Genomic DNA, 22842 nt, shown 5'->3' with positions numbered 1-22842 from the left:
CATCCGGTTATACACTGTCGCAAATTGCCGGAGCCGAACATGAAAGACTGGCTGGACGAGATCAAGTGGGACAGTGACGGCCTGGTGCCGGCCATTGCCCAGGACTACAAGACCGGGCGCGTATTGATGATGGCCTGGATGAACCGTGAGGCCCTGAGCCTCACCGCCACTGAGCAGCGCGCCATTTACTGGTCACGTTCGCGTGGCAAACTGTGGCGCAAGGGCGAAGAGTCCGGGCACGTGCAAACCCTGCACGAGATGCGCATCGACTGCGACGCCGACGTGGTGATCCTCAAGGTCGAGCAAATCGGCGACATCGCCTGCCACACCGGCCGTCACAGCTGCTTCTATCGCGTGTTCGAGAATGGCGAATGGAAGGTTGTGGAACCGGTGCTTAAAGACCCGCACGCCATTTACTCGGCAGGACATTGAACATGAGCGATACCCTGAACCGTGTGGCCCAAGTGCTGGAAGACCGCAAAGGCGCGGACGCCGACAGCTCCTATGTCGCCAGCCTGTACCACAAGGGCCTGAACAAGATTCTGGAAAAACTCGGCGAAGAATCCATCGAGACAATCATCGCCGCCAAAGACGCACAGATCAGCGGTGATTGCAGCGATGTGATCTACGAAACCGCTGACTTATGGTTCCACAGCCTGGTCATGCTCGCCCAACTGGGGCAGCATCCACAGGCCGTGCTGGATGAACTGGACCGTCGCTTCGGCTTGTCCGGGCACGTCGAAAAGGCCTCGCGCCCGTCCGCCTGAATAACTTTTACAGAGGAATTGCAGCATGGGCATTTTTGACTGGAAACACTGGATCGTCATTCTCGTGGTGGTCGTTCTGGTGTTCGGCACCAAGAAACTCAAGAACCTGGGCACCGACGTGGGCGAGTCGATCAAGGGCTTTCGTAAAGCCATGAACGATGATGAAAAGCCCGCTGACCCGGTCGTCAACCCGGTACCTCCGGCCCAGCCTGTGCACCCGCAGGCGACCCAGCCGATCACCGAGCGTCGGACTTTCGACGTGCAGGCTGAAAAAGTCGAAGAGCCGACCCGCAAAGACTCGTGAGCACTGACTAATGTTTGGTATCAGCTTCTCTGAACTGCTCCTCGTCGGCCTCGTGGCCCTGCTGGTACTGGGGCCGGAACGCCTGCCCGGTGCCGCACGCACGGCCGGCCTTTGGATCGGGCGCCTGAAACGCAGTTTCAACGCCATCAAACAGGAAGTTGAACGGGAAATCGGCGCCGACGAAATCCGCCGCCAATTGCACAACGAACATATTCTGTCGTTGGAGCAGGAAGCGCGGAAGATTCTGTCGCCGGTGCAAGAGCCGACCAAACCGGCCGAGCACAGCATCGCGCCACCGCCCGTGGCCGACGTTGCGCCGGTGGTGGAACACACCCCCACGCCGCCCGCTCACACCCCGACCGAGCCAGCGCCGACGCCCGTTGCGTCGCCCGCTCCCCATGACCCTACATTGCCGCCGCGAGCCCCATGAGCGCTGATAAACCGGAAGACGACCATCACATGCCGCTGGTCTCGCACCTCACCGAGCTGCGTACCCGCCTGCTGCGTTGCGTAGCGGCCATCTTCATCATCTTTGCCGGGCTGTTCGCCTTTACCCAGCAAATCTATACCTTCGTCTCCACGCCGCTGCGCCAGTACCTGCCGGCCGGCGCGACGATGATCGCCACCGACGTGTCGTCGCCGTTCCTGACGCCGTTGAAGCTGACCATGATGGTCTCGCTGTTCCTGGCGATTCCGGTGATCCTGCATCAGATCTGGGGCTTTATCGCACCGGGCCTGTACAAGCATGAGAAGCGCATCGCGGTGCCGCTGCTGGTGTCGAGCATCCTGCTGTTCTACACCGGCATGGCCTTCGCCTATTTCCTGGTGTTCCCGCTGATCTTCAAATTCTTCGCCGCCGCCACCCCGGCCGGCGTGGAGATGATGACCGACATCACCAGCTACCTCGACTTCGTGATGACGCTGTTCTTCGCCTTCGGCGTGGCCTTCGAAATCCCGGTGGCCGTGGTGCTGCTGGTGTGGATCGGTGTGGTCGACGTCAAATACCTGAAGAAAATCCGCCCGTACATCATCATCGGCTGCTTCGTGGTCGGCATGATCCTTACGCCGCCGGACATCTTCTCGCAGACCCTGCTGGCCGTGCCGATGTGGATGCTGTTCGAGATCGGCATCCTGTTTGGCAGCCTGATCAGCAAGCGTGGCGACCACCCGGATGACCAACCCGTCGACGACGACCAGCCGCCTGCGACGCAGCCGTGAACCTGCTGCTGCTTGAAGAGGCCGACTTTATCGCGGCCGACCGGGTCATATTGCGTGATCGGCGCCTGGTGCACATGCAGGAAGTCCACCGCGCTGCGGTGGGTGACAACCTGCGCGTCGGGCGTATCGGCGGGCTGATGGGCAATGCGCAACTGCTGCGCCTGGAAGCCAGCGAAGCCGAGCTGCAAGTCAGCTTTGAACAACCGCCGCCGGCCAAGCTGCCGCTGACCCTGCTGCTCGCCCTGCCACGCCCCAAGATGCTGCGCCGGGTGCTGCAAACCGTGGCCGCGATGGGCGTGCCGAAGGTGGTGTTGGTCAACAGTTACCGGGTTGAAAAGAGCTTCTGGCAAACTCCGTTTCTAGAGCCCGAGGCGATTCGCGAGCAACTGATCCTTGGCCTGGAACAGGCACGGGACACCGTCCTGCCCGACATCATTATCGAAAAACGCTTCAAACCGTTTGTCGAAGATCGCCTGCCCGCCATGACCGACGGCACCCTGGGCCTGATCGGCCATCCCGGTGATTACCCGGCCTGCCCGCGTGGCCTGGATGAGCCTGTGACCCTGGCCATCGGCCCGGAAGGTGGCTGGATTCCTTACGAGGTGGACCTGCTGGCCAAGGCCGGCTTGCAACCGGTGCAACTTGGCGCACGAATCCTGCGCGTAGAAACCGCCGTCACCGCCCTGCTCGCCCGCCTCTTCTAACAACGCCAAACCCTGTGGGCGCGGGCTTGCCCGTGATAACGGTGGATCAGTCAGACTATCTGCCACTGGTACACCGCTATCGCGAGCAAGCCCGCTCCCACAGTGGATTGGCGTCGCTACAGAATCTTCCTACGCTGCCGATAGCCTCTGAATAAGTCCAAGCCTTGTTCAAAGGGAGTTCGCCGTATGTATCGTTGGTTAGCCGAAAAACTCGGGAATGTGAGCGTCAATCGCAAGCTGAGCATTGGCTTTGGCCTGGTGTTGGTCCTGACGCTGTTGATCACCTTCACGGGTTGGACCGGCCTGGGCGATGTGATCAATCGCGGCGACAAACTGGGCTTCATCTCCAGCCTCAACGGCCTGACCAAAGACCTGCGCCTGGCGCGTCTGGACTTTGACATGCGTCGCGGCGAACAGGGCACGGACGCGGTCACCGGCCTGCTCACGCAGCTGGACACCGGCCTGAAAACGGCCCAAACCCTGATCGAGCAACCCGATGACAAGGCCCTGGTAGAACAGCAACTGGAGGCCTTGAACCAATACAAAAAGGCCTTCGCCACCATGGTGCAGGCGGGTCTGAAGCGCGAAGGCGCCCGCAGCAAGCTCGGCGACACCGCCGACAACGCCGTGGCCAAGATCAAGGAGATCGAAGCCGCCTTGCTGCAAGGCGATAGCATCACGCAGTTCAACAGCGTGGTCGATCTGAGCAAGCTGATCCAGCAATCACGCTTCCAGGTTCGCGGCTACACCTACAGCGGCAAGACGGAGGCCGAACAGCCGGCCCTGGACGCTATCGACAATGCCCTGAAGAAAATTACCGAACTCCAGGGCCAATTGCCGGCCCAGTATCAGGCCAACCTGCAAGAGGCCAGCACCTCCCTGCAGGCCTACCGCGGCGCCGTCAGCCAATACCGCGACTCCCAGGTCGCCAGCGCTGCGGCCCTGAAAATCATGATCGCCCAAGGCGATATCCTGCTGGGCCACAGTGAGAAACTCACCACGTCCCAAACTGCCGTGCGCGATGCCGATGCCGCACACGCCAAGCAACTGTTGCTGCTGGCCACCGTGCTGGCGCTGATCTTCGGCATCGTCGCCGCCTGGGCCATCACCCGTCAGATCGTTATTCCGCTGAACCAGACCCTCAATGTCGCTGAGCGCGTCGCCTCCGGCGACCTGAGCCACAACCTGAACTCCACGCGCCAGGACGAACTGGGCCAACTGCAACGCGCCATGCAAAGCATGACCCTCGGGCTGCGCACGCTGATTGGAGGCATCAGCGAAGGCGTCACCCAGATCGCCAGCGCCGCCGAACAACTGTCCGCCGTGACCGAGCAGACCAGCGCCGGGGTCAACAGCCAGAAGATCGAGACCGACCAGGTGGCCACCGCCATGAATGAAATGGCCGCCACTGTGCAAGAAGTGGCACGCAACGCCGAGGAAGCCTCGGAGGCGGCTGTCGCGGCGGATCAGCAGGCGCGCGAGGGTGACAAGGTGGTCGGCGAAGCCATCGCCCAGATCGAGCGCCTGGCCACCGAGGTCGGCAATTCCACCGAGGCCATGGGCCATCTGAAACGCGAAAGCGACAAGATCGGCAGCGTGCTCGACGTGATCAAATCGGTGGCCCAGCAAACCAACTTGCTGGCACTCAACGCCGCCATTGAAGCGGCGCGTGCCGGTGAAGCCGGACGTGGCTTTGCCGTGGTGGCCGATGAGGTACGCAGCCTGGCCCAGCGCACCCAGAAGTCCACCGAAGAGATCGAAGAACTGATCGTCGGCCTGCAAAGCGGCACCCAGCAGGTCGCGGCCATCATGGACAACAGCCGTGGCCTGACCGACAGCAGCGTCGAGCTGACCCGGCGTGCCGGTAACGCACTGGGTAATATCACGCGTACGGTTTCGACCATTCAGGCGATGAACTCGCAGATTGCTACCGCCGCCGAGCAACAAAGTGCCGTGGCCGAAGAGATCAACCGCAGCGTACTGAATGTGCGTGATGTCTCTGAACAGACCTCTTCGGCCAGTGAAGAAACCGCTGCATCCAGTGCGGAACTGGCGCGCCTGGGGATTTACCTGCAAACCCTGGTCGGCCGCTTCAAGGTTTGATCCCGTCGCGACGGCCATCATGGCCGTCGCCCTCACAGCTTGTGAAATTTCCTACGCGCTTTTCAGGTCGTGGATTACACACCTAGCGCCGAATAAAAGTAGCGTTTCAACTTCCCTGGCCGCTGTCAGCCGGACCGTCGAAACGCTCCTTTTGATTCGTTGGAGGTTTACCATGATTCGTCCACTGACCCGCCTGTTAGGCAATCTCGGCATCACCCTCAAACTTGCCCTGGGCTTTGGCCTGGTGCTCTGTCTTAGCCTGGTCATCGCGTCCACGGGCTGGCAAGCGTTGGACGCCTCGCTCGCACGCTCTCAGAAGCTGACCATCCTCTCGCAACTGGCGGTCGTCGGCGAAGAGCTGCGCGCCGATCGTATCGTTTACCGAACCCTCAGCGACCCGGCGAGCCTGGTCAAGATTGGTTTGCATATCGAAAAAATCGACGGCCTGCTGGTGACGCTTTCGCCGCGTTTTTCCGACCCGATCAATCAACAGCAGTTGCAACAAAGCCGCCGCTTTGCGACCGGCTTCAAAACCGCCTTGGGTGGCCTGGAAAATTTGATCAAACAGCGCGAAACCGCGCAGGAACAGCTCAAGCTTGGCGCGGTACAGGCCAGCGACGTGCTGGCGCAGTTGTCCAGTGACCTGCCCAATCAGGACGACGAAAGAGCCCTCGATGCCGTAGAGCAACTGCGGCAAGCCATGGAGCAAGCCGAAGACCGCGCGCGCAACCCCGCCTGGGCTGCGGCTTCGTTGGACAGTTACGCCAAAGGCGTCGATGAATCGATCCAGGCACTCGACCGCGCAGAGGCCACCGTGATGACACTGCCCGTTAACAACGTCGCGCTTAAGAGCGCGTTGCTCGACTATCGCACGCAATTGGCGCGGCTCAAGGACGCCCAGCTCACCACCGAGACCACCCAGAACCAGCTTGAGCAATGGCTGGATCAGTTGCTCACGGAAAGCGACCTGTTGAGCCAGGACCAAACCGCCAAACGTGACAAAGAAGCGGGCATCGCTCGCACCTTGCTGCTCAATGTCACCGCAGCGGCACTGTTAGTGGGCGCACTGGCCGCGTGGCTGATCGCCATGCAGATCGTCAAACCGCTGCACCATGCGCTGTTGGCTGCCAATCGAGTCGCCGAGGGCGATCTGAGCCAGGACATCACCACCACTCGCCGCGATGAATTGGGGCAGCTGCAACGCAGCATCGGGCAAATGACGCTCAACCTGCGCGGCTTGATCGGGGGCATCGGCGACAGTGCGCGACAGATCGCCAGCGCTGCCGAGCAGTTGTCCAGCGTGACCGAACATTCGCGCGCTGGCGTCGAGGAGCAGAAACAGGAAACCGAACAAGTGGCCACGGCCATGAATGAAATGCTCGCCACCTCCCAGGAAGTTGCACGCCACGCCGAGCAAGCCTCGAACGCTGCCACCGAAGCCGATCAACAGGCAAGCGCGGGCGACCAGGTGGTGGCCGAGGCGATTACTCATATCGAACACCTGGCCCAAGAGATGGCTCACTCAAGCCAGGCCATGCAAGGGCTGCGGCAGGAAAGCCAGAAGATCGGCAGTGTGCTGGAGGTGATCAAGTCGGTCTCGGAGCAAACCAACCTGCTGGCCCTCAACGCCGCCATCGAAGCCGCTCGCGCCGGTGAAGCCGGCAGAGGTTTTGCGGTCGTTGCCGATGAGGTACGCAGCCTGGCGCAACGCACCCAGCAGTCGGCGGAGGAAATTGAAGAACTGATCGGCAGCCTGCAACGCGGTACACAGCAGGTCGCCGACATCATGGACAACAGTCGCAGCCTCACCGATAACAGTGTGCAACTGACCCGCCGCGCGGGGGACGCTCTGGCCAATATCACTCGCACAGTCTCGGTGATCCAGGAGATGAACCCTCAGATTGCCGCCGCTGCCGAGGAGCAAACCGCAGTGGCCGAAGAGATCAATCGCAGCGTGCTGAAGGTCAAGGATGTGTCGGAACAGACCTCGACCGCCAGTCAGGAGACCGCAGCGGCCAGTGTCGAACTGGCGCGCCTGGGCTCGGATTTGCAGGGTTGGGTGGGCAAGTTCAGGGTGTAAAACCGTTACAGCACCTGGCGCAGAAAGGCCTGGGCCCGCGGGTCTTTCGGCGCCTCGAAGAACTGCGCCGGTGAGGCGTCTTCCAGCAACTTGCCATGGTCGAAGAACAACACCCGGTCCGCCACTTCGCGGGCAAAGCCCATCTCGTGGGTGACGCAGACCATGGTCATGCCTTCCAGAGCCAGGGTCTTCATCACGTCCAGCACTTCGCCGACCATTTCCGGGTCCAGCGCCGAGGTGGGCTCATCAAACAGCATCACCTTGGGTTCCATGGCCAACGCACGGGCGATCGCCACCCGCTGTTGCTGACCACCGGACAAACGCGAGGGGAATTCGTTGGCCTTTTGCGCAATGCCGACTTTTTCCAGCAGTGCCAGCGCCTTGGCTTCGCGCTCTTTTTTGCCGCGCTTGCGCACGACTTTTTGCGCCAGGCAGAGGTTTTCCAGCACGGTCATGTGGGGGAACAGGTTGAAGTGCTGGAACACCATGCCGACTTCGCGGCGATAGGCGTTCACATCCGTTTTCGGGTCGGCCAGTTGCAGGCCGTCGATGCTCACCGAGCCTGCGTCAAACGCCTCCAACCCGTTAAGGCAGCGCAGAAAGGTGGATTTTCCCGACCCCGAAGGGCCGATCACCACCAGCACTTCACCCTTGGCGACTTGGGTGGTGACGTGGTCCACCGCGCGCACCACGTGGCCACGGGTATCGAAGACTTTTACCAGATCGCGGACTTCAATCACTTTGCGCGAGCCTCCGCTCAAGCCGGCTGGCCATTTTCGACAGCGGCAGGTTGATCAACAGGTACAGACCTGCCACACAGAACAGGATTTCAAACGGCGAGAACGAGGTGGTGATGACTTCACGGCCGCTTTTGAGCAGCTCGGTAATCGCGATCACCGACACCAGCGACGTGTCCTTCACCAGGCTGATAAATTGCCCGGCCAGCGGCGGCAACACGCGCTTGAACGCTTGCGGCAACACCACGTGACGCATCGACTGGCTGGCACTCAAACCCAGGGACCGTGCGGCTTCATTCTGGCCACGGGTGATGGACTGCACGCCGGCGCGGACGATTTCCGCCACATACGCGCCGGTGAACAGCGACAACGCGGCGATCCCGGCGAATTCCCGGGACAGGTTAAGCACCGTTCCGATGAAGAAATAGAAAATAAAAATCTGCACCAATAGCGGCGTACCGCGCACCAGTTCGACGTAGATCGTCGACAGATCGCGCAGGGTCGGGTTGCTGGACAGACGGCACAAACCGGTCGCCAGGCCAATCACCAGCCCCAGAATTCCGGAGATAACCGACAGCCACAAGGTGGTCCACAAGCCCCACATCAGCGGGCCCAGCGCCCAATGCCGGGTTACGCCGATCACATCGCCTTCAGCCACGTCGTCACCGCGCGCCACTTGCAGGCTATTGTCGGCAACCGTCAGCGTTTGTTCGGCACCGGCGTCATTGCGCAGCGTCACGTGGGCTACGTCGCCGTTGCGCACCAGTTCAATGACGGTGGAGATGTCGGCGGCACGTTGCGAGGTTTCCGCCTGATAGGCGAAGTACTGCGGCACGCGGTTCCAGCGCCACTCGTAGGACATCAGCGAGGTGGCGTAGTACAACGCGCCAGCCAGGCCAACCAGCACGGCCACAGTCAGCAGGTGCCAGGGCCATTGGGCTTTTTTCTGTTTCATTTCAGCTTCCGGGATTGATGTCGCCTGTCAGGCCGCTTTCGCGAGCAAGCCCGCTCCCACACTTGACCGAGTTCCAACATGAGAATGCGGTCAAGTGTGGGAGCGGGCTTGCTCGCGAAAGGCGCGACTCGGTATTCAGCCTGGCTTATTCCATGTCCTTGAGCCACTCGGCGCTCTTGAACCACTTGTCATGGAGGCGATCGTAGGTGCCGTCGTTACGGATCTGGTGCAGGAAATTGTTGATGTAGTTGAGGCTGTCGTAATCGCCTTTTTTCAGGCCGAACGCCAACGGCTCAAAGGTGAAGGGCTCGTCCAGGAACACCAGCTTGCCGTTGCCGACTTTTTTCTCGGCAACCACGTTGTACGGAGCGTCATACACAAAGGCATCGGCCTTGCCGTTGACCACGTCCAGCACGCCTTCCTGCTCATTGTCATAGCCGTGGTACTTGGCTTTGGAGATCATCTTTTTGGCGATCATCTCACCGGTGGTGCCGAGCTTGGAGGTCAGGCGATATTTCTCGTCGTTCAGGTCTTTGTAGGACTTGATGGTGCCTTCCAGGTCTTTGCGAATCAGCAACGTCTGGCCGACCACGATGAAGGGTTCGCTGAAGTTCAGGCGCAGGTTGCGCTCCTGGGTCAGGGTCATGCCGCTGCCGATCATGTCGAACTTGCCGGTCAGGAACGCAGGGATGATGCCGTCATAACCGGTGGAGACCAGCTCCAGTTTGACGCCCATGGACTTGGCCATGGCCTTGAGGATGTCGACTTCGAAACCGATGATCTCACCGCGCTTGTCGGTCATTTCGAACGGCATGTAGGTCGGGTCCATGCCGACTTTCAGCGTGCCGCGCTTGACCGCATCGTCGATGGCGCCAGCATGCGCTGCAGTGACGGCGACCAGCGCGGTGACGCCGAGCATCAGCCTCGAAAGATACTTTTTCATCATCACGTCCCCTGAACCATTGCTTGTAAGGTCGGCGCGCAAAAGGGCTGCACCATTTCGGGGTGCGATCCTAACCCACTCGCTGCCCGTCACAAAGGTTTCACAGGTAAATGTTATCGGCGTAGGTCGGAAAAGCCCCACAACGGTGCAGAGAAGCACGGGCGTAGACACGTGCGCAGGCAACTGATTGATGTGTAAACAGTTATGACGATCAGTCCATCTCCCCCACCCAGGTGGTGTCCTTGAACCACTTGTCATGCAACTGATCGTAGGTGCCGTCCTGCGCTATTTGATTGAGGAAATGGTTGATCCAATTCAGGCTGTCGTAATCACCTTTTTTCAGGCCGAACGCCAGGGGCTCAAAGGTAAACGGCTGCTCAAGTGCAAAGAGTGTGTGGTTTTCCGGCCTGGCCATCGCAATCAGGTTGTAGGGCGCGTCATGAATGAAAGCATCGGCCCTGCCCTCCACCACCTCCCGCACGCCTTCTTCCGGCGTGGCGAAACTGCGCAGGCGAGCGGCGCCCAGAAAACGTTGCGCCGCGGCTTCCCCCGTAGTGCCTTCAATGGCGGCGATCCGGTAACCCGCTTCGTCCAGGTCTTCTATGCTGGAAACCTTGCCCGCAAGGCTCGGATGCAGCAGTACGGTCTGGCCCACCACGATAAAGGAGTCGCTGAAATTGAGTTTAAGGTTGCGCTCCTGCGTCACCGTCATGCCGCTGCCAATCAGGTCAAACTTTTTCGCCATCAGGCCCGGCAGCAACTCGGTATAGGGCACCGCCACCAACTCCAGCTCGACCCCCAAGGCTTGGCTCATCGCCTGGAGCAAATCGACTTCAAAGCCGACGATACGCCCCTGTTTATCCGTCATTTCAAAGGGCACGTAGGTGGGCGTGGTGCCGACTTTAAGCACGCCACGCCGAACGGCATCCTCTAGGGCGCCAGCATTCACCCAGCCGACACACGCCAATGCGGCAACGCCGATCAGCCATGCCGAATAATACCTGTTGATCATGAATCCCCCCGCAGCCTCGTCAATATGGGGGGCGATCCTACCCCAGCAAAAGGCACGGCAATACGTCTCGAACAAAGGTCTTTTGTTTCGAAATAACAAGGGGTTAGAGCTAAGAGGAAGAAGCGTGAAACGCTGTAGGACCAGCGCTTCGAACGCCCCCGAGGTGAACCCTCGGGGGTGTCTGAATCAGGCCAGTTGGGCCTGGGACGACAGGGGTTGCAGCGGCAGCAATGGCGCGTGCGGATCAGCCTTGATCGATTCACGCCAGGCGCCGAGCCACTCGGCGTGGCCTTCGTTCCACACCTGCTGGTGCAGACGAGCGAGGGCCACCGGGTCACTGAGCAACGCCAGGCGCTCGCCATTGTTGAGGCCGGCAGGGCCGACTTTCAACGCGTGGCGAACACGTTCCTGACGCAGGTGCTCGATCGGCTCCGCCTCACGGTGACGCGAGGTCGCCAGGGCGCAGGCCAGGGCGTTTTGCTGCGGGTCGACCACCGAACGCACAAACCCGTCATTGAGGGCGTGCCAACGGTTTTCGTGGGTGTACTTCTCGGTCGACAGCAGGGCTTGCGGCGGATTGTATTCCTCGGGGATCAGGAACAGGCTCTCGTCGCGGGACTTGAGGCCCAGCTTGACCCGGCTGGAGATCACCGACACCGGAATCGACAGCATCAGCGAACCCACGATCGGGATCAGCCACCACAGGAAGCTTGGGTTCAACCACACCACCAGCAGCGCCCACAGGAAGCCAAGCAGGGTTTGTGGACCGTGGCGCTTGACCGCCTCGCTCCATGGCGTGGAGTCGTCGTCACGCTGCGGCGAGTTCCAGGTCGCAGCCCAGCCGAGGAACGCAGCGAGCACGAAACGGGTGTGGAAGATCATCCGCACCGGGGCCAGCAGCATGGAGAACAACATCTCCAGCAGCATCGACAAGGTCACCTTGAACTTGCCGCCGAACTCTTTCGCGCCCTTGGCCCAGATCAGGATGATGCTCAGCAATTTAGGCAGGAACAGCAACACAATGGTGGTGGAGAACAGCGCCACCGCCTTGTCCGGATGCCATTGCGGCCACAGCGGGTACAACTGGCGTGGCGCCATGAAGTACTGGGGTTCCATCAGGGTGTTCACCGCCAGCAACGCTGTCGACAGCACCAGGAAGAAGAACCACAACGGTGCCGACAGGTACGACATCACGCCGGTCAGGAACACCGCACGGTGTACCGGGTGCATGCCTTTTACCAGGAACAGGCGGAAGTTCATCAGGTTACCGTGGCACCAGCGACGGTCACGCTTGAGTTCGTCCAGCAGGTTCGGCGGCAGCTCTTCATAGCTGCCCGGCAGGTCGTAGGCAATCCACACGCCCCAGCCGGCACGGCGCATCAGCGCTGCTTCAACGAAGTCGTGGGACAGAATCGCACCGGCAAACGCCCCTTTACCCGGCAACGGCGCGAGGGCGCAGTGCTCGATAAATGGCTTCATGCGGATGATGGCGTTGTGGCCCCAGTAGTGCGATTCACCCAACTGCCAGAAGTGCAGGCCAGCCGTAAACAGCGGGCCATAGACGCGGGTAGCGAACTGCTGCATGCGCGCATACAGGGTGTCCATGCCCGACGCCCGTGGCGCGGTCTGGATAATCCCGGCATCCGGCGTGGCTTCCATCAGGCGCACCAGGCTGGTCAGGCATTCGCCGCTCATCACGCTGTCGGCGTCGAGGACCACCATGTACTTGTATTCACCGCCCCAACGACGGCAGAAGTCGTCAAGGTTGCCGCTCTTGCGCTTCACGCGACGGCGACGACGGCGATAGAAGATCTTGCCGAAACCACCGGCTTCGCGGCACACATCAAGCCAGGCTTGTTGTTCGGCGATGCAGATATCGGCTTCGTTACTGTCGCTGAGGACGAAGAAATCAAAGCGATCCAGGTCACCGGTGGCGGCTACCGACTCAAACGTCGCACGCAGACCGGCAAATACCCGGGGCACGTCTTCGTTGCAGATCGGCATCACCAACGCGGTGCGGGCATCTTTCGGAATCGGCTCGTCGCCGGCACTTTTACCGGAGATCCGGTATTTATCGTGACCGGTGAGCAGTTCGAGGAAGCCCATCAGCGCGGTCCAGAAACCGGCCGAAACCCAGCAGAACAAGATCCCGAACATGATCAGGATGCTGGTTTGCAGGGCGTAAGGCAGTACCTGGGTGGCGGTTTGCAGCAGGGTCTGATTGCGAATCTCGTCGAAGTCGACCAGCGACCAGCCCTGGTACGGCATGATGCCTTTCATGTACCAGCCGGCAACGATGGTCTGGCCGAGCATCAGCACCAGCAGGATATAGCGACGGATCGAACCCACGGTACGCCAGCGAGCCGCTGGCAATACACGCTCGTCCTTCGGCGGTGCCGGAGGGTTGGTGCGACCGGTCATCCGGCGCCAGCCGCGCACCAGGATGTTGGTACGCCAAGGCTCGGGCACCACTTTGGTCCGACGGATCGGCGGCGTGGCCTTCAGGCAGACACGGCCACTGGCATCGAGTGCCAGCATTTCTGCATCTTGCAGCTCTTCAGCCGTGTTGAGGGTCAGCCGACGGCCAACCGACGCTTGGGCAGCGTCGGTTGGTGCGTCGAAGGTTGCGGACGACAAACGTTGGTGCAGCTCGCTGAAGGAAGTGCAGCCCGCCAGTTCGGCGCGCTGCTCTGCAGTCATCGGGAGGTGCGCCAGGTACTCGGAGAGCGTCTCGGGCGTGGCTTGAGAATTACTCATCGGCAGGCAACTGATAGCTCCAGGTCTCGGTCAGGACATGTTCTGTCTTGGCCGGATCTGGGTTAGAGAGTGGAGTGGCTGAGGCCGCTTCTGGCTGCTTGGCGTCCTTGTCTTTCGCGTCTTTGGCGTCTTTAGCTTCTTTCGCGTCTTTCTTGGCCTGTTTCTCGTGTTGCTTGGCCAACAGCTTGTCGGCTTTGAGCACCTGGGTCGAGACCTTCTCAGGCTCAGGTTTGACGATGTCCTCAACCAACGCCGCACGCATTTCGGTCGGCTTGCCTGCGTCTTTGATCTTCATGCGCAGGGTCAGGCGCCAGCCTTTGGTGTGCTCGTTGTAGCGCACGCTGTTTTCAACGATTTCGGCGTTGTCGCCAACACTCACCTGGCTGCGAACCGGGGCGTCCGCCGGCAGGTTCTTCAGGGCCGGGCCCTCGAAGTCCACCAGGTAGGCCACGCTGCCGTCAGGCTGACGGATCAGGTTGGATTGCTTCACGTCACCGGTGGAACGCAGGGTCTGCTTGACCCAGGCGCTGTCGGCCGGGTGCAGGGCCTTTTCGTCCATGGTCCAGTGCAGGCGGTAGCTGACGTCCAGCGGCTCGCCGACTTTCGGCAGTTCGGCCGGGCTCCAGAACGCAACGATGTTGTCGTTGGTTTCGTCGGCGGTCGGAATCTCTACCAGGTCGACGGAACCCTTGCCCCAGTCGCCTTCAGGCTCGATCCAGGCGCTTGGGCGCTTGTCGTAGTTGTCGTCCAGGTCTTCGTAGTGGCTGAAGTCACGGCCACGTTGCAGCAAGCCGAAACCACGCGGGTTCTCGACGCTGAAGTTACTGACCGACAGGTGTTTAGGGTTGTTCAGTGGGCGCCAGATCCACTCGCCATTGCCGGCATGGATCGACAGACCGCTGGAGTCGTGCAGTTCACGACGGTAATTGAGCACTTTCGACGGCTGGTTCGCGCCGAACAGGTACATGCTGGTCAGCGGGGCAATGCCCAGCTTGGTGACCTTGTCGCGCAGGAACATCTGCGACTTGACGTCGACAATGGTGTCGGTGCCAGGGCGCAGGGTCAGGCGATAGGCGCCGGTCGCGCGTGGCGAATCCAGCAGGGCGAAGATCACCAGCTGTTTTTCGCCCGGTTTTGGACGCTCGATCCAGAACTCGGTGAAACGCGGGAACTCTTCGCCGGACGGCAATGCAGTGTCGATCGCCATGCCACGGGCGGACAGGCCATAGGCCTGGCCTTTGCCGACGACGCGGAAGTAGCTGGCGCCGAGCATGGTCATGATTTCGTCTTGCTTGTCGTCTTTGTTGATCGGGTAAAGCACACGGAAACCGGCATAACCCAGTTGTTCGGTGGACTTTGGATCATATTTCACGTCACCGAAATCGAAACGCGTCGGGTCGTACTTGATTTCATGAACACTGTCGGCGGTCACTTCGTTGATTTTCACCGGCGTGTCGAAGTGCATGCCCTGGTGATAGAAGGACAGTTTGAACGGCGTGTTCTGATCGGCCCATTCGGCTTTTTCGTTACGGAAACGAATCTTCTGATAGTCGGCGAATTTCATTTCGCGAAATTCGTTAGGCAGATTGCTGCGCGGAGCTTCGTATTTCTGCCCGGCCAGCTCTTTTGCCTTGGCCGACACATCATCCAGACTGAATGCCCACAGTTGACCCGCGCCGAACAGGCAAAACAGGGCAGAGCCCGTTACCAGTGCGTTTCGTAACCGTTTGGCAGACAATTTTGGTGCATTACAGGGACTAACAATCACGAGCAACCCTCGCCGAAAACAGATCAAAAAACCAACGGCCAGCTATCTATATGCCAGGTTGGCGAGCATTGTTCCGACTCCCCTGGGTCAAAATGATTCCCCAATGGTCGACGGACAAGTCTCTACCTAAGTCAAAAATGGACCAAACAACGCTGATCCCCGTAGCGCGCGATTATCTAGTAGCCCGCGAAACAACGCATCAGGGACAACGAAGTATTTGTAGCGAAACCCTGCGTTTTTAGGCATTAAAGTCGTTTTTAATACATTCATGTCTGTAAGAGGAAGGTCACAGGGCCATCATTGACCAAATGCACCTGCATATCCGCGCCAAAACGCCCTGACGCCACCTTGCCATGCAATTGTTGCGCTTGTAACAACAAGTACTCAAAAAGCGCTGCTCCGAGTGCCGGAGGGGCCGCCGTGGAGAAGCTCGGCCGCAGCCCGCTTTTGGTGTCCGCCGCCAGGGTGAACTGCGACACCAGCAACAAACCACCACCGATATCCTTCAAGGACAGGTTCATCTTGCCCTCGTCGTCACTGAATACCCGGTAGTTAAGCAGCTTGTGCAACAGTTTGTCGGCGCTCTCGGGCGTATCTGAAGGTTCGACGGCTACCAGCACCAACAAACCCTGGTCAATTGCCCCTACGACTTCGCCCGCAACCTCGACGCGGGCGCCACGCACCCGCTGCAACAGGCCCTTCATGCTTCTTCAGGGGGCAGATCAAGCAGGCGTCGTGCCATCTCGCCGGTCGCGCGCACCAACGCATCGGTGATGCCCGGTTCGGACGCGGCATGGCCGGCTTCGCGGATCACTTGCAGCTCACTGTTGGGCCACGCCTGATGCAGCTCCCAGGCATTGTCCAGCGGGCAGATCATATCGTAGCGGCCATGAATGATTACGCCAGGCAGATGGGCGATCTTGTGCATGTCGCGAATCAGCTGGTTGGGCTCCAGGAAGGAGTCGTTGGTGAAGTAGTGGCACTCGATACGCGCAATGGACAGCGCGCGCTGCGGCTCGGAAAAACGCTCGACATGCTGCGGGCTCGGGCACAGGCCCAACATACGACCTTCCCAGCCGGACCAGGCTTTGGCCGCGTGCATCTGGGCGATCTGGTCGTTGCCGGTCAGGCGCTTGTGGTAAGCCGCAACCATGTTGTGGCGCTCATCCGCAGGGATCGGCGCAAGGTAATCCTGCCAGTAATCGGGGAACATGCGGCTCGCGCCGTCCTGGTAGAACCAGTGAATGTCTTGCGGGCGAGCCAGGAAGATGCCGCGCAGGATCAGGCCATGCACACGCTCAGGATGGGTTTGTGCGTAGGCCAGGGAAAGGGTCGACCCCCAGGAGCCGCCGAACAGCACCCATTTTTCGATGCCCAGGTGCTCGCGGATGCGCTCAAGGTCGGCGACCAAGTCCCAGGTGGTGTTGTTTTCCAGGCTTGCGCGAGGGGTGGAGCGCCCGCAACCGCGCTGGTCGAAGGTCACAATGCGGTAAAGGTTCGGATCAAAGTAGCAGCGGCTCTGCGCGTCGCAACCGGAGCCCGGGCCGCCATGAATGAAGACGACGGGCAAGCCCTCGGGGGAGCCACTTTCATCGACGTACAGCGTGTGGGTGTCATCGACTGCCAGATCGTGCCGGGCGTAGGGTTTGATCTGCGGGTACCAAGTCTGCATTGCGCGCTCCGTAGGGTGTCGGTTTCATCCCTGGGGGGACGTCTATTATTTTTTGCCGTCTGGCATCATAAACCCGAATTGTGCAATGAGCATGTCCTTGAGCGCTTAGACCTGTGTCAGCCCTTCGCTCCTCAGGTAATCCAGCAGACAGTCATACAGTTGATCCACCTCCGCCACTTGGCCGCGCGCGCGCAAACAGCCGTGGATCAGGCCCTTGCCCGGATACATCAGCGCGGACACGCCCGCCGCTTGCAGGCGTTCGGCGTAGAGCCTGCCGTCATCACGCAGCGGGTCGAACTGGGCCACGGCGATCAATGCCTTGGGCAAACCGCTGAAATCCTCGGCCAGCAGTGGCAGTGCATAGGGCGATGGATGGCCGGTGCCCGGCAGGTAGAGCGCCCGGTAGCCGTCGGTGTCGGCCGTGCTGAGCAGCGGCGCATCCCGGCAGTCACGCCGCGACGGCAAATCAGACGCGCCGCCCAGCCCTGGATAAATCAGCACTTGAGCCAGGGGCAGCGGCTGGCCGTCATCGCGCAGGCCCAGACACAGCGCCGCAGCCAGATTGCCGCCCGCGCTGTCACCGATCACCGCCAGACGTTGCAGGTGGATGGCGTGCGGCCCCTCGCCCGCCTGGATCGCTTGCCACACCGCGCGGCAATCCTCGTAAGCCGCCGGGAACGGGTGTTCGGGTGCCAGGCGATAATCGATGGCGAGCACCAGCACCTGCAGCGTATTGGCCAACTCGAAACACATGAAATCATGGGAATCCAGCCCGCCGACCACCCAACCGCCGCCGTGCATATAAAGGAGACAGGGCCAGCCCTCCGTCGGCGCCGGAGCCGTGGGTAAGTAACTGCGCACGCCTACGCCGCCCAGTGCGAAGTCCGAGACTTGCAGCCCTTCAGGCTTCGGTGGCGTGAAGGCCTGGCACATACGGTTGTAGTTGTGGCGTAAGCCTGCCAGCGACGCGTCGTCACGGGTGAAGGCGTCGGTTTTGGCGACGAAGGCGCGCATCGGCGAAGAAATAGGATATTCGGACATACGTAAATGTCTCTGACAATGGCGATCAACCGGTGGGAGCGGGCTTGCTCGCGAATACGGTGTATCAGCCGCCTGATCAGCTGGTTGACCCACCGTATTCGCGAGCAAGCCCGCTCCCACCTCTGCGCTGTGTTGTTTGATCTACCGTGGCCGGCTTAAGGTTTGAGGCTGGCCTGCACTGCTGCCATGCCATCGCTGCCATCAAACGCCGTAACCCCGGCCAACCAGCGCTGCAAATCCTCAGGGTGGTCACGCAGCCATTGCTTGGCCACATGCTGCGGCGACTGACGCTCCATGATCGGTACCATCAACTGGCTTTCCTGGGCGGCGGTGAAGGTCAGGTTTGCCAGCAGGCGGTTGGCGTTGGGGCAACGTTCGCCAAAGTCCGGCGCGGTGACGGTGGAAACCGTAGCGCGACCTTCGTCCGGGCCGAACACATCTTCACTGCCGGTGAGGTAGGCCATTTTCATATTGATGTTCATCGGGTGTGGGGTCCAGCCGACAAACACCACGAACTCCTTGCGATTCACCGCGCGCTGCACCGCCGCCAGCATGCCTGCCTCACCGGAGGCGACCAGTTTGAAGTCGCCGAGGCCGAAGTGGTTGGTGTCGATCATTCTCTGGATATCGGTATTGGCACCGCTGCCGGGCTCGATACCGTAGATCTTGCCGCCCAGTTTGTCCTTGAAGCGGGCGATGTCGGCGAACGTTTTCAATCCGGCATCGGCCACGTACTGCGGCACGGCCAGGGTGGCTTGGGCATCGGAGAGGCTGGGCGTGTCGAAGACCTTGACCTGCTTGGCGGCCAGGAATGGCGCGATATTGTTGTCCATCGCCGGTTTCCAGTAGCCGAGGAAGATCTCCAGGCGCTTGTCGCGGATGCCGGCAAAGATGATCTGCTGCACCGCACTGGTCTGCTTGCTGTCGTAGCCCAGGCCGTTGAGCAGCACGTCGGCCATGCCCGAGGTGGCGATCACGTCGGTCCAACTGACCACGCCCATGCGCACCGCTTTGCAGGAGGCCGGTTCAGCGGCCATGGCTTGTGCACTCAGGAGTGCGGCGCCGATGAGGGTCAACAGGTAACGGTTGAACGGTCTTTTCATCAAAGAGGTCTCACTCGGCAGCTTTATTGTGGGGAGTGGCGTCTGACGCGCCCTGCCCACAACCTTACCCAGCGGGACCTCTGCTAACACGACCAGTGGCGACCGGCAGTTGCACTGGGGCGACCGTGAGGCCGCCATCGCGGGCAAGTCGAACGCTATTTCAGCAGCACCGAAAATTACCGGTAGTGCTTGTGCCCCCAGTTCAGGAACCCTTCCAACAATTGCTTCAACACCACCCGTGTCGGCTCGGCCAGATCAGGCCGATAACGAAACGGCTCGAACTCTTCCATATAAGCGCTCTGGCACAGCTCCAATTGCACGGCGTGGATATCCTGCGCCGGGTCGCCGTAGTGGCGGGTGATGTGCCCGCCCTTGAAGCGCCCGTTGAGCACGTGGGTGTACTGCGGATGCGTGGCGCAGATGGCTTCCAACTGGCTGGCCAGCTGAGGATCACAAGCGGCGCCGTTGAAAGTGCCGAGGTTGAAGTCCGGCAGCTTGCCGTCGAACAGGTGCGGGATCACCGAGCGGATCGAGTGCGCATCAAACAGCAATGCATAGCCAAACTCAGCCTTGAGCCGCGCCAGTTCTTCTTGCAGGGCGCGGTGGTACGGGCCCCAGATTTTTTGCAGGTAGGTGGCGCGCTCCGCCGGGGAAGGCTCCAGGCCTTCGCGGAACAACGCCACGCCGTCGAACAACGTCGCCGGGTATAGCCCGGTGGTGGCACCGGCGTACAAGGGTTTGTCGTCCGACGGCCGGTTCAGGTCGATGACAAACCGCGAGTACTCGGCCGACAAGGTGCTGGCGCCCAGTTCCTCGGCAAAGTCATACAGCGTGGGAATGTGCCAATCGGTGTCCGGCAGGCTTTGCGCTTCGGGGATCAACCCGGCTTCCACCGCGGGCGTCAGGCGCAGGCCGGCGTGGGGCATGCTGATCAGCAGCGGCACACGGCCTTGTTTGAAGTTCAGAACCTTATCCACAGCAGTACTCCTCGTTCACAAAGGCAGCCTTAAACAGTGACATCGACGCCGTGGCGCACGACGCGTTTATCCAGTTCGCCGCCCAGCCAGTAGGCCAGGTCGGCGGGACGATCAATCTGCCAGGCGACAAAGTCGGCGACCTTGCCCGCCTCCAGCGAACCATGGGTCTGGCCCATGCCCAGCGCGGTGGCCGCGTGTTGCGTGGCGCCCGCCAGGGCTTCTTCCGGGGTCATCCGGAACAGGGTGCAGGCCATGTTCAGCATCAGGCGCACCGACAACGCCGGTGAGGTGCCGGGGTTGAGGTCACTGGCGATGGCGATCTTCACGCCGTGTTTGCGCAGGGCTGCCATCGGCGGCAACTGGGTTTCGCGCAGGAAGTAGAAGGCGCCCGGCAACAGCACCGCGACGGTGCCGGAAGCGGCCATGGCGATGGCATCTTCTTCGGTCATGAACTCCAGATGGTCCGCCGACAACGCCTGGTAACGCGCGGCCAGGCTGGAGCCGTGCAGCGACGACAGTTGTTCGGCGTGCAGCTTCACCGGCAGGCCCAGTTGCTGGGCGACTTTAAACACCCGCTCCACCTGTTCCGGGGAAAACGCCAGGTATTCGCAGAACGCATCCACCGCGTCCACCAGCCCCTCCGCTGCCAGGGCCGGCAGCATCTCAGTGCAGATGTGGTCGATGTAATCATCCGCGCGGTCCTTGTACTCCGGCGGCAACGCGTGGGCCGCCAGGCAGGTGGCACGCACGCTGACCGGCAGCGCTTCGCCGAGGCGCCGAATCACCCGCAGCAATTTGCGCTCACTGGCCAGGTCCAGGCCGTAGCCGGATTTGATCTCCACCGTGGTCACGCCGTCGCGCAGCAGACTGCGCAGGCGCTTGTGCGCGCTGGCAAACAATTCATCTTCGCTGGCGGCACGCGTGGCGCGCACGGTGCTGGCAATACCGCCACCCTTGGCGGCGATTTCGGCGTAGCTCACGCCTTCCAGGCGCTGCTCGAATTCGCCGCTGCGATTGCCACCGAACACCGTGTGGGTGTGGCAGTCGATCAGCCCGGGGGTGACCCACGCGCCTTGCAGGTCATGCACCTGCGCGTAATCCGCCGCTGGCGCCTGGCTACGGGGGCCGATCCACTCGATCAGCGAACCCGCGGTGACCATGGCGGCATCCTCGATGATCGAGTATTTGCCCTGGGCCATGGTTGCGACGTGGCAGTGTTGCCAAAGCGTTTTCATCAACGCCTCCCTAAGTTATCGATGAGACAAAGCCGAGTCGTAATGGACCTTGGCGCCCTGCCCGGCAACGGGCTTGACCCACAGCAGGTAGGCGAGCACCAGCAGCACGATCCAGACGGCGCCGACCAGCAAAGCGGCCTGGGTGTCCGGGAAGTAACCCAGCACGCCAAACACGAACAGCATGAACACAATGGCGGCCGCTGGCGCGTAGGGCCAGAACGGTACCGGGAATTTCAGCTCGGCGACCTGCGCCTGGGTCATCGAACGGCGCATCGCGACCTGAGTGAACAAAATCATCAACCACACCCACACCGTGGCGAAGGTCGCGATCGAGGCAATCAACAGGAACACATTTTCCGGGATCAGGTAGTTGAGCACCACGCCGCCAAGCAGCGCCGCGCCCATCACCACCACGGTCATCCAGGGCACGCCTTGCTTGGACAACTGAGCAAAGCCCTTGGGCGCCTGACCTTGCTGGGCCAGCCCGTACATCATGCGGCCGGCGCCGAAGATGTCGCTGTTGATGGCTGAGACCGCCGCCGAGATCACCACGATGTTAAGAAGGGTCGCCGCCGAGCCGATGCCAAGGTTGCTGAAGATCTGCACGAACGGGCTGCCCTGGCTGCCGATCTGTGGCCACGGGTAGAGGGCCATCAGCACAAACAGGGTCAGCACATAGAACAACAGGATGCGCAGCGGCACCGCGTTGATCGCCTTGGGGATAACGCGTTGCGGGTCCTTGGCTTCACCGGCGGTGATGCCGATGATTTCGATGCCGCCGAAGGCAAACATCACCACCGCGAACGAGGCGATCAAACCGCCGACCCCATTAGGCATGAAGCCGCCATGGGCCCACAGGTTGCTCAGGCCACTGGCCTGAGTCTCACCCGCCGAGTGGATGCCGAACAGCATGATGCCGAAGCCGCCGAGAATCATCGCCACGATGGCGCCAACCTTGAGCAACGACAGCCAGAACTCCATCTCGCCAAACACTTTGACGCTGCACAGGTTCAGGCCGCCGATCAAAAACACAATGCCGAGCACCCACACCCAACGCGCGACGTCAGGAAACCAGAAGCCCATGTAAATGCCGAAAGCGGTAACGTCGGCGAGGCAGACGATGATCATTTCAAACGCATACGTCCAGCCGAGGATAAACCCGGCCATGGGGCCCAGGTAGGTGCTGGCGTATTGGCCGAAAGAGCCGGACACCGGGTTGTGCACGGCCATTTCGCCAAGGGCGCGCATGACCATGAACACAGCGGCACCGCCAATCAGGTAGGCCAGCAGAACGGCAGGGCCCGCCATCTGGATGGCCGAGGCGGAGCCATAGAACAGCCCGGTGCCGATCGCGGAACCGAGTGCCATGAAGCGAATATGTCGGGCACTGAGCCCGCGTTTCAAACCCTTTTCTTGCTGGTGCATTTCTCTTCCCTAATTATTTTTATCCCGAGAAAATCCATCGC

At 61.0% G+C, this 22842-nt stretch carries 21 protein-coding genes and 1 pseudogene; 9 read left to right on the top strand and 13 right to left on the bottom strand.

The window, feature by feature from the left end:
- Positions 1–39 precede the first annotated feature (39 nt).
- The 9 genes and pseudogenes from hisI (at position 40) to A7D21_RS00450 (ending at position 7176) form a co-directional block, all read left to right on the top strand.
- Positions 40–432: a phosphoribosyl-AMP cyclohydrolase gene (gene hisI / locus A7D21_RS00485; RefSeq protein ID WP_012721796.1), complete on the top strand. Its 393-nt coding sequence runs from the start codon at positions 40–42 to the stop codon at positions 430–432.
- A gap of 2 nt (positions 433–434) precedes the next feature.
- On the top strand, positions 435–767 hold the full coding sequence (locus tag A7D21_RS00480; protein ID WP_053253935.1) for a phosphoribosyl-ATP diphosphatase: 333 nt from the start codon (positions 435–437) through the stop codon (positions 765–767).
- A 25-nt stretch (positions 768–792) separates the two neighbouring features.
- A complete protein-coding gene (locus A7D21_RS00475; RefSeq protein WP_012721795.1) occupies positions 793–1071 on the top strand; it encodes a twin-arginine translocase TatA/TatE family subunit in 279 nt (92 codons plus the stop codon).
- Between the two features lie 10 nt (positions 1072–1081).
- A complete protein-coding gene (gene tatB / locus A7D21_RS00470) occupies positions 1082–1501 on the top strand; it encodes a Sec-independent protein translocase protein TatB (RefSeq protein ID WP_053253934.1) in 420 nt (139 codons plus the stop codon).
- The gene (gene tatC, locus A7D21_RS00465; RefSeq protein WP_069550845.1) at positions 1498–2289 is read left to right on the top strand and encodes a twin-arginine translocase subunit TatC; all 792 of its coding nucleotides are present in this window, start codon (positions 1498–1500) and stop codon (positions 2287–2289) included. Before tatB ends, tatC begins: the two co-directional genes overlap by 4 nt.
- Entirely contained in the window at positions 2286–2993 is a 708-nt protein-coding gene (locus A7D21_RS00460; RefSeq protein ID WP_069550844.1) for a 16S rRNA (uracil(1498)-N(3))-methyltransferase, read from the top strand. The genes tatC and A7D21_RS00460 overlap by 4 nt, the downstream gene beginning before the upstream one ends.
- Before the next feature lie 186 nt (positions 2994–3179).
- A pseudogene (locus A7D21_RS36510) lies at positions 3180–4238 on the top strand (methyl-accepting chemotaxis protein); the annotation flags it as partial.
- Positions 4224–5096, top strand: coding sequence for a methyl-accepting chemotaxis protein (locus tag A7D21_RS36505; protein WP_371850828.1), 873 nt, complete (start codon positions 4224–4226; stop codon positions 5094–5096). The pseudogene A7D21_RS36510 and the gene A7D21_RS36505, both read left to right, overlap by 15 nt.
- A gap of 172 nt (positions 5097–5268) precedes the next feature.
- Positions 5269–7176 carry a methyl-accepting chemotaxis protein gene (locus A7D21_RS00450; RefSeq protein ID WP_069550842.1) on the top strand — a complete coding sequence of 636 codons (1908 nt, stop codon included), beginning with the start codon at positions 5269–5271 and terminating at the stop codon, positions 7174–7176.
- Between the two features lie 5 nt (positions 7177–7181).
- Here A7D21_RS00450 and A7D21_RS00445 read toward each other — a convergent pair whose 3' ends face one another.
- The 13 genes from A7D21_RS00445 to A7D21_RS00385 all read right to left on the bottom strand — a co-directional run bounded on the left by A7D21_RS00445 (position 7182) and on the right by A7D21_RS00385 (position 22801).
- On the bottom strand, positions 7182–7916 hold the full coding sequence (locus A7D21_RS00445; protein ID WP_053253929.1) for an amino acid ABC transporter ATP-binding protein: 735 nt from the start codon (positions 7914–7916) through the stop codon (positions 7182–7184).
- Positions 7909–8868, bottom strand: a complete 960-nt coding sequence (locus tag A7D21_RS00440) for an amino acid ABC transporter permease (protein WP_069550841.1) — start codon at positions 8866–8868, stop codon at positions 7909–7911. The genes A7D21_RS00445 and A7D21_RS00440 overlap by 8 nt, the downstream gene beginning before the upstream one ends.
- Before the next feature lie 145 nt (positions 8869–9013).
- The gene (locus tag A7D21_RS00435) at positions 9014–9811 is read right to left on the bottom strand and encodes a transporter substrate-binding domain-containing protein (protein WP_053254192.1); all 798 of its coding nucleotides are present in this window, start codon (positions 9809–9811) and stop codon (positions 9014–9016) included.
- A 211-nt stretch (positions 9812–10022) separates the two neighbouring features.
- Complete coding sequence (locus A7D21_RS00430) at positions 10023–10823, bottom strand: transporter substrate-binding domain-containing protein (protein WP_053253927.1); 801 nt, start codon at positions 10821–10823, stop codon at positions 10023–10025.
- Positions 10824–11009: 186 nt separating this feature from the next.
- Complete coding sequence (gene mdoH / locus A7D21_RS00425) at positions 11010–13580, bottom strand: glucans biosynthesis glucosyltransferase MdoH (protein WP_053253926.1); 2571 nt, start codon at positions 13578–13580, stop codon at positions 11010–11012.
- Entirely contained in the window at positions 13573–15348 is a 1776-nt protein-coding gene (locus tag A7D21_RS00420) for a glucan biosynthesis protein G (protein WP_069550951.1), read from the bottom strand. Before A7D21_RS00420 ends, mdoH begins: the two co-directional genes overlap by 8 nt.
- Before the next feature lie 266 nt (positions 15349–15614).
- On the bottom strand, positions 15615–16052 hold the full coding sequence (dtd, locus tag A7D21_RS00415; protein ID WP_069550840.1) for a D-aminoacyl-tRNA deacylase: 438 nt from the start codon (positions 16050–16052) through the stop codon (positions 15615–15617).
- Positions 16049–17020: a prolyl aminopeptidase gene (gene pip / locus A7D21_RS00410; protein WP_053253924.1), complete on the bottom strand. Its 972-nt coding sequence runs from the start codon at positions 17018–17020 to the stop codon at positions 16049–16051. Before pip ends, dtd begins: the two co-directional genes overlap by 4 nt.
- Before the next feature lie 105 nt (positions 17021–17125).
- Complete coding sequence (locus A7D21_RS00405) at positions 17126–18061, bottom strand: alpha/beta hydrolase (protein WP_069550839.1); 936 nt, start codon at positions 18059–18061, stop codon at positions 17126–17128.
- A gap of 155 nt (positions 18062–18216) precedes the next feature.
- Positions 18217–19164, bottom strand: a complete 948-nt coding sequence (locus A7D21_RS00400; RefSeq protein WP_069550838.1) for a choline ABC transporter substrate-binding protein — start codon at positions 19162–19164, stop codon at positions 18217–18219.
- A gap of 176 nt (positions 19165–19340) precedes the next feature.
- Positions 19341–20141, bottom strand: a complete 801-nt coding sequence (gene hutG / locus A7D21_RS00395) for an N-formylglutamate deformylase (protein ID WP_053253921.1) — start codon at positions 20139–20141, stop codon at positions 19341–19343.
- 29 nt (positions 20142–20170) lie between these two features.
- The gene (hutI, locus tag A7D21_RS00390; protein ID WP_069550837.1) at positions 20171–21376 is read right to left on the bottom strand and encodes an imidazolonepropionase; all 1206 of its coding nucleotides are present in this window, start codon (positions 21374–21376) and stop codon (positions 20171–20173) included.
- 15 nt (positions 21377–21391) lie between these two features.
- Complete coding sequence (locus tag A7D21_RS00385; protein ID WP_069550836.1) at positions 21392–22801, bottom strand: amino acid permease; 1410 nt, start codon at positions 22799–22801, stop codon at positions 21392–21394.
- Between the last annotated feature and the right edge of the window lie 41 nt (positions 22802–22842).

Source organism: Pseudomonas sp. AP19 (assembly GCF_001728855.1).
In the GTDB taxonomy this organism is placed as follows: domain Bacteria; phylum Pseudomonadota; class Gammaproteobacteria; order Pseudomonadales; family Pseudomonadaceae; genus Aquipseudomonas; species Aquipseudomonas fluorescens.
Note: the sequence above shows the minus strand (reverse complement) of the source record. Positions and strands in the feature narration are given on the sequence as shown.

Bases quoted from the DNA above. Each gene is read 5' to 3' on its own strand.
- hisI (WP_012721796.1), top strand. From the start codon at position 40: ATGAAAGACTGGCTGGACGAGATCAAGTGGGACAGTGACGGCCTGGTG.
- A7D21_RS00480 (WP_053253935.1), top strand. From the start codon at position 435: ATGAGCGATACCCTGAACCGTGTGGCCCAAGTGCTGGAAGACCGCAAA.
- A7D21_RS00475 (WP_012721795.1), top strand. From the start codon at position 793: ATGGGCATTTTTGACTGGAAACACTGGATCGTCATTCTCGTGGTGGTC.
- tatB (WP_053253934.1), top strand. From the start codon at position 1,082: ATGTTTGGTATCAGCTTCTCTGAACTGCTCCTCGTCGGCCTCGTGGCC.
- tatC (WP_069550845.1), top strand. From the start codon at position 1,498: ATGAGCGCTGATAAACCGGAAGACGACCATCACATGCCGCTGGTCTCG.
- A7D21_RS36505 (WP_371850828.1), top strand. From the start codon at position 4,224: ATGCAAAGCATGACCCTCGGGCTGCGCACGCTGATTGGAGGCATCAGC.
- A7D21_RS00450 (WP_069550842.1), top strand. From the start codon at position 5,269: ATGATTCGTCCACTGACCCGCCTGTTAGGCAATCTCGGCATCACCCTC.
- A7D21_RS00440 (WP_069550841.1), bottom strand. From the start codon at position 8,868: ATGAAACAGAAAAAAGCCCAATGGCCCTGGCACCTGCTGACTGTGGCC.
- A7D21_RS00435 (WP_053254192.1), bottom strand. From the start codon at position 9,811: ATGAAAAAGTATCTTTCGAGGCTGATGCTCGGCGTCACCGCGCTGGTC.
- A7D21_RS00430 (WP_053253927.1), bottom strand. From the start codon at position 10,823: ATGATCAACAGGTATTATTCGGCATGGCTGATCGGCGTTGCCGCATTG.
- mdoH (WP_053253926.1), bottom strand. From the start codon at position 13,580: ATGAGTAATTCTCAAGCCACGCCCGAGACGCTCTCCGAGTACCTGGCG.
- dtd (WP_069550840.1), bottom strand. From the start codon at position 16,052: ATGAAGGGCCTGTTGCAGCGGGTGCGTGGCGCCCGCGTCGAGGTTGCG.
- pip (WP_053253924.1), bottom strand. From the start codon at position 17,020: ATGCAGACTTGGTACCCGCAGATCAAACCCTACGCCCGGCACGATCTG.
- A7D21_RS00405 (WP_069550839.1), bottom strand. From the start codon at position 18,061: ATGTCCGAATATCCTATTTCTTCGCCGATGCGCGCCTTCGTCGCCAAA.
- A7D21_RS00400 (WP_069550838.1), bottom strand. From the start codon at position 19,164: ATGAAAAGACCGTTCAACCGTTACCTGTTGACCCTCATCGGCGCCGCA.
- hutI (WP_069550837.1), bottom strand. From the start codon at position 21,376: ATGAAAACGCTTTGGCAACACTGCCACGTCGCAACCATGGCCCAGGGC.
- A7D21_RS00385 (WP_069550836.1), bottom strand. From the start codon at position 22,801: ATGCACCAGCAAGAAAAGGGTTTGAAACGCGGGCTCAGTGCCCGACAT.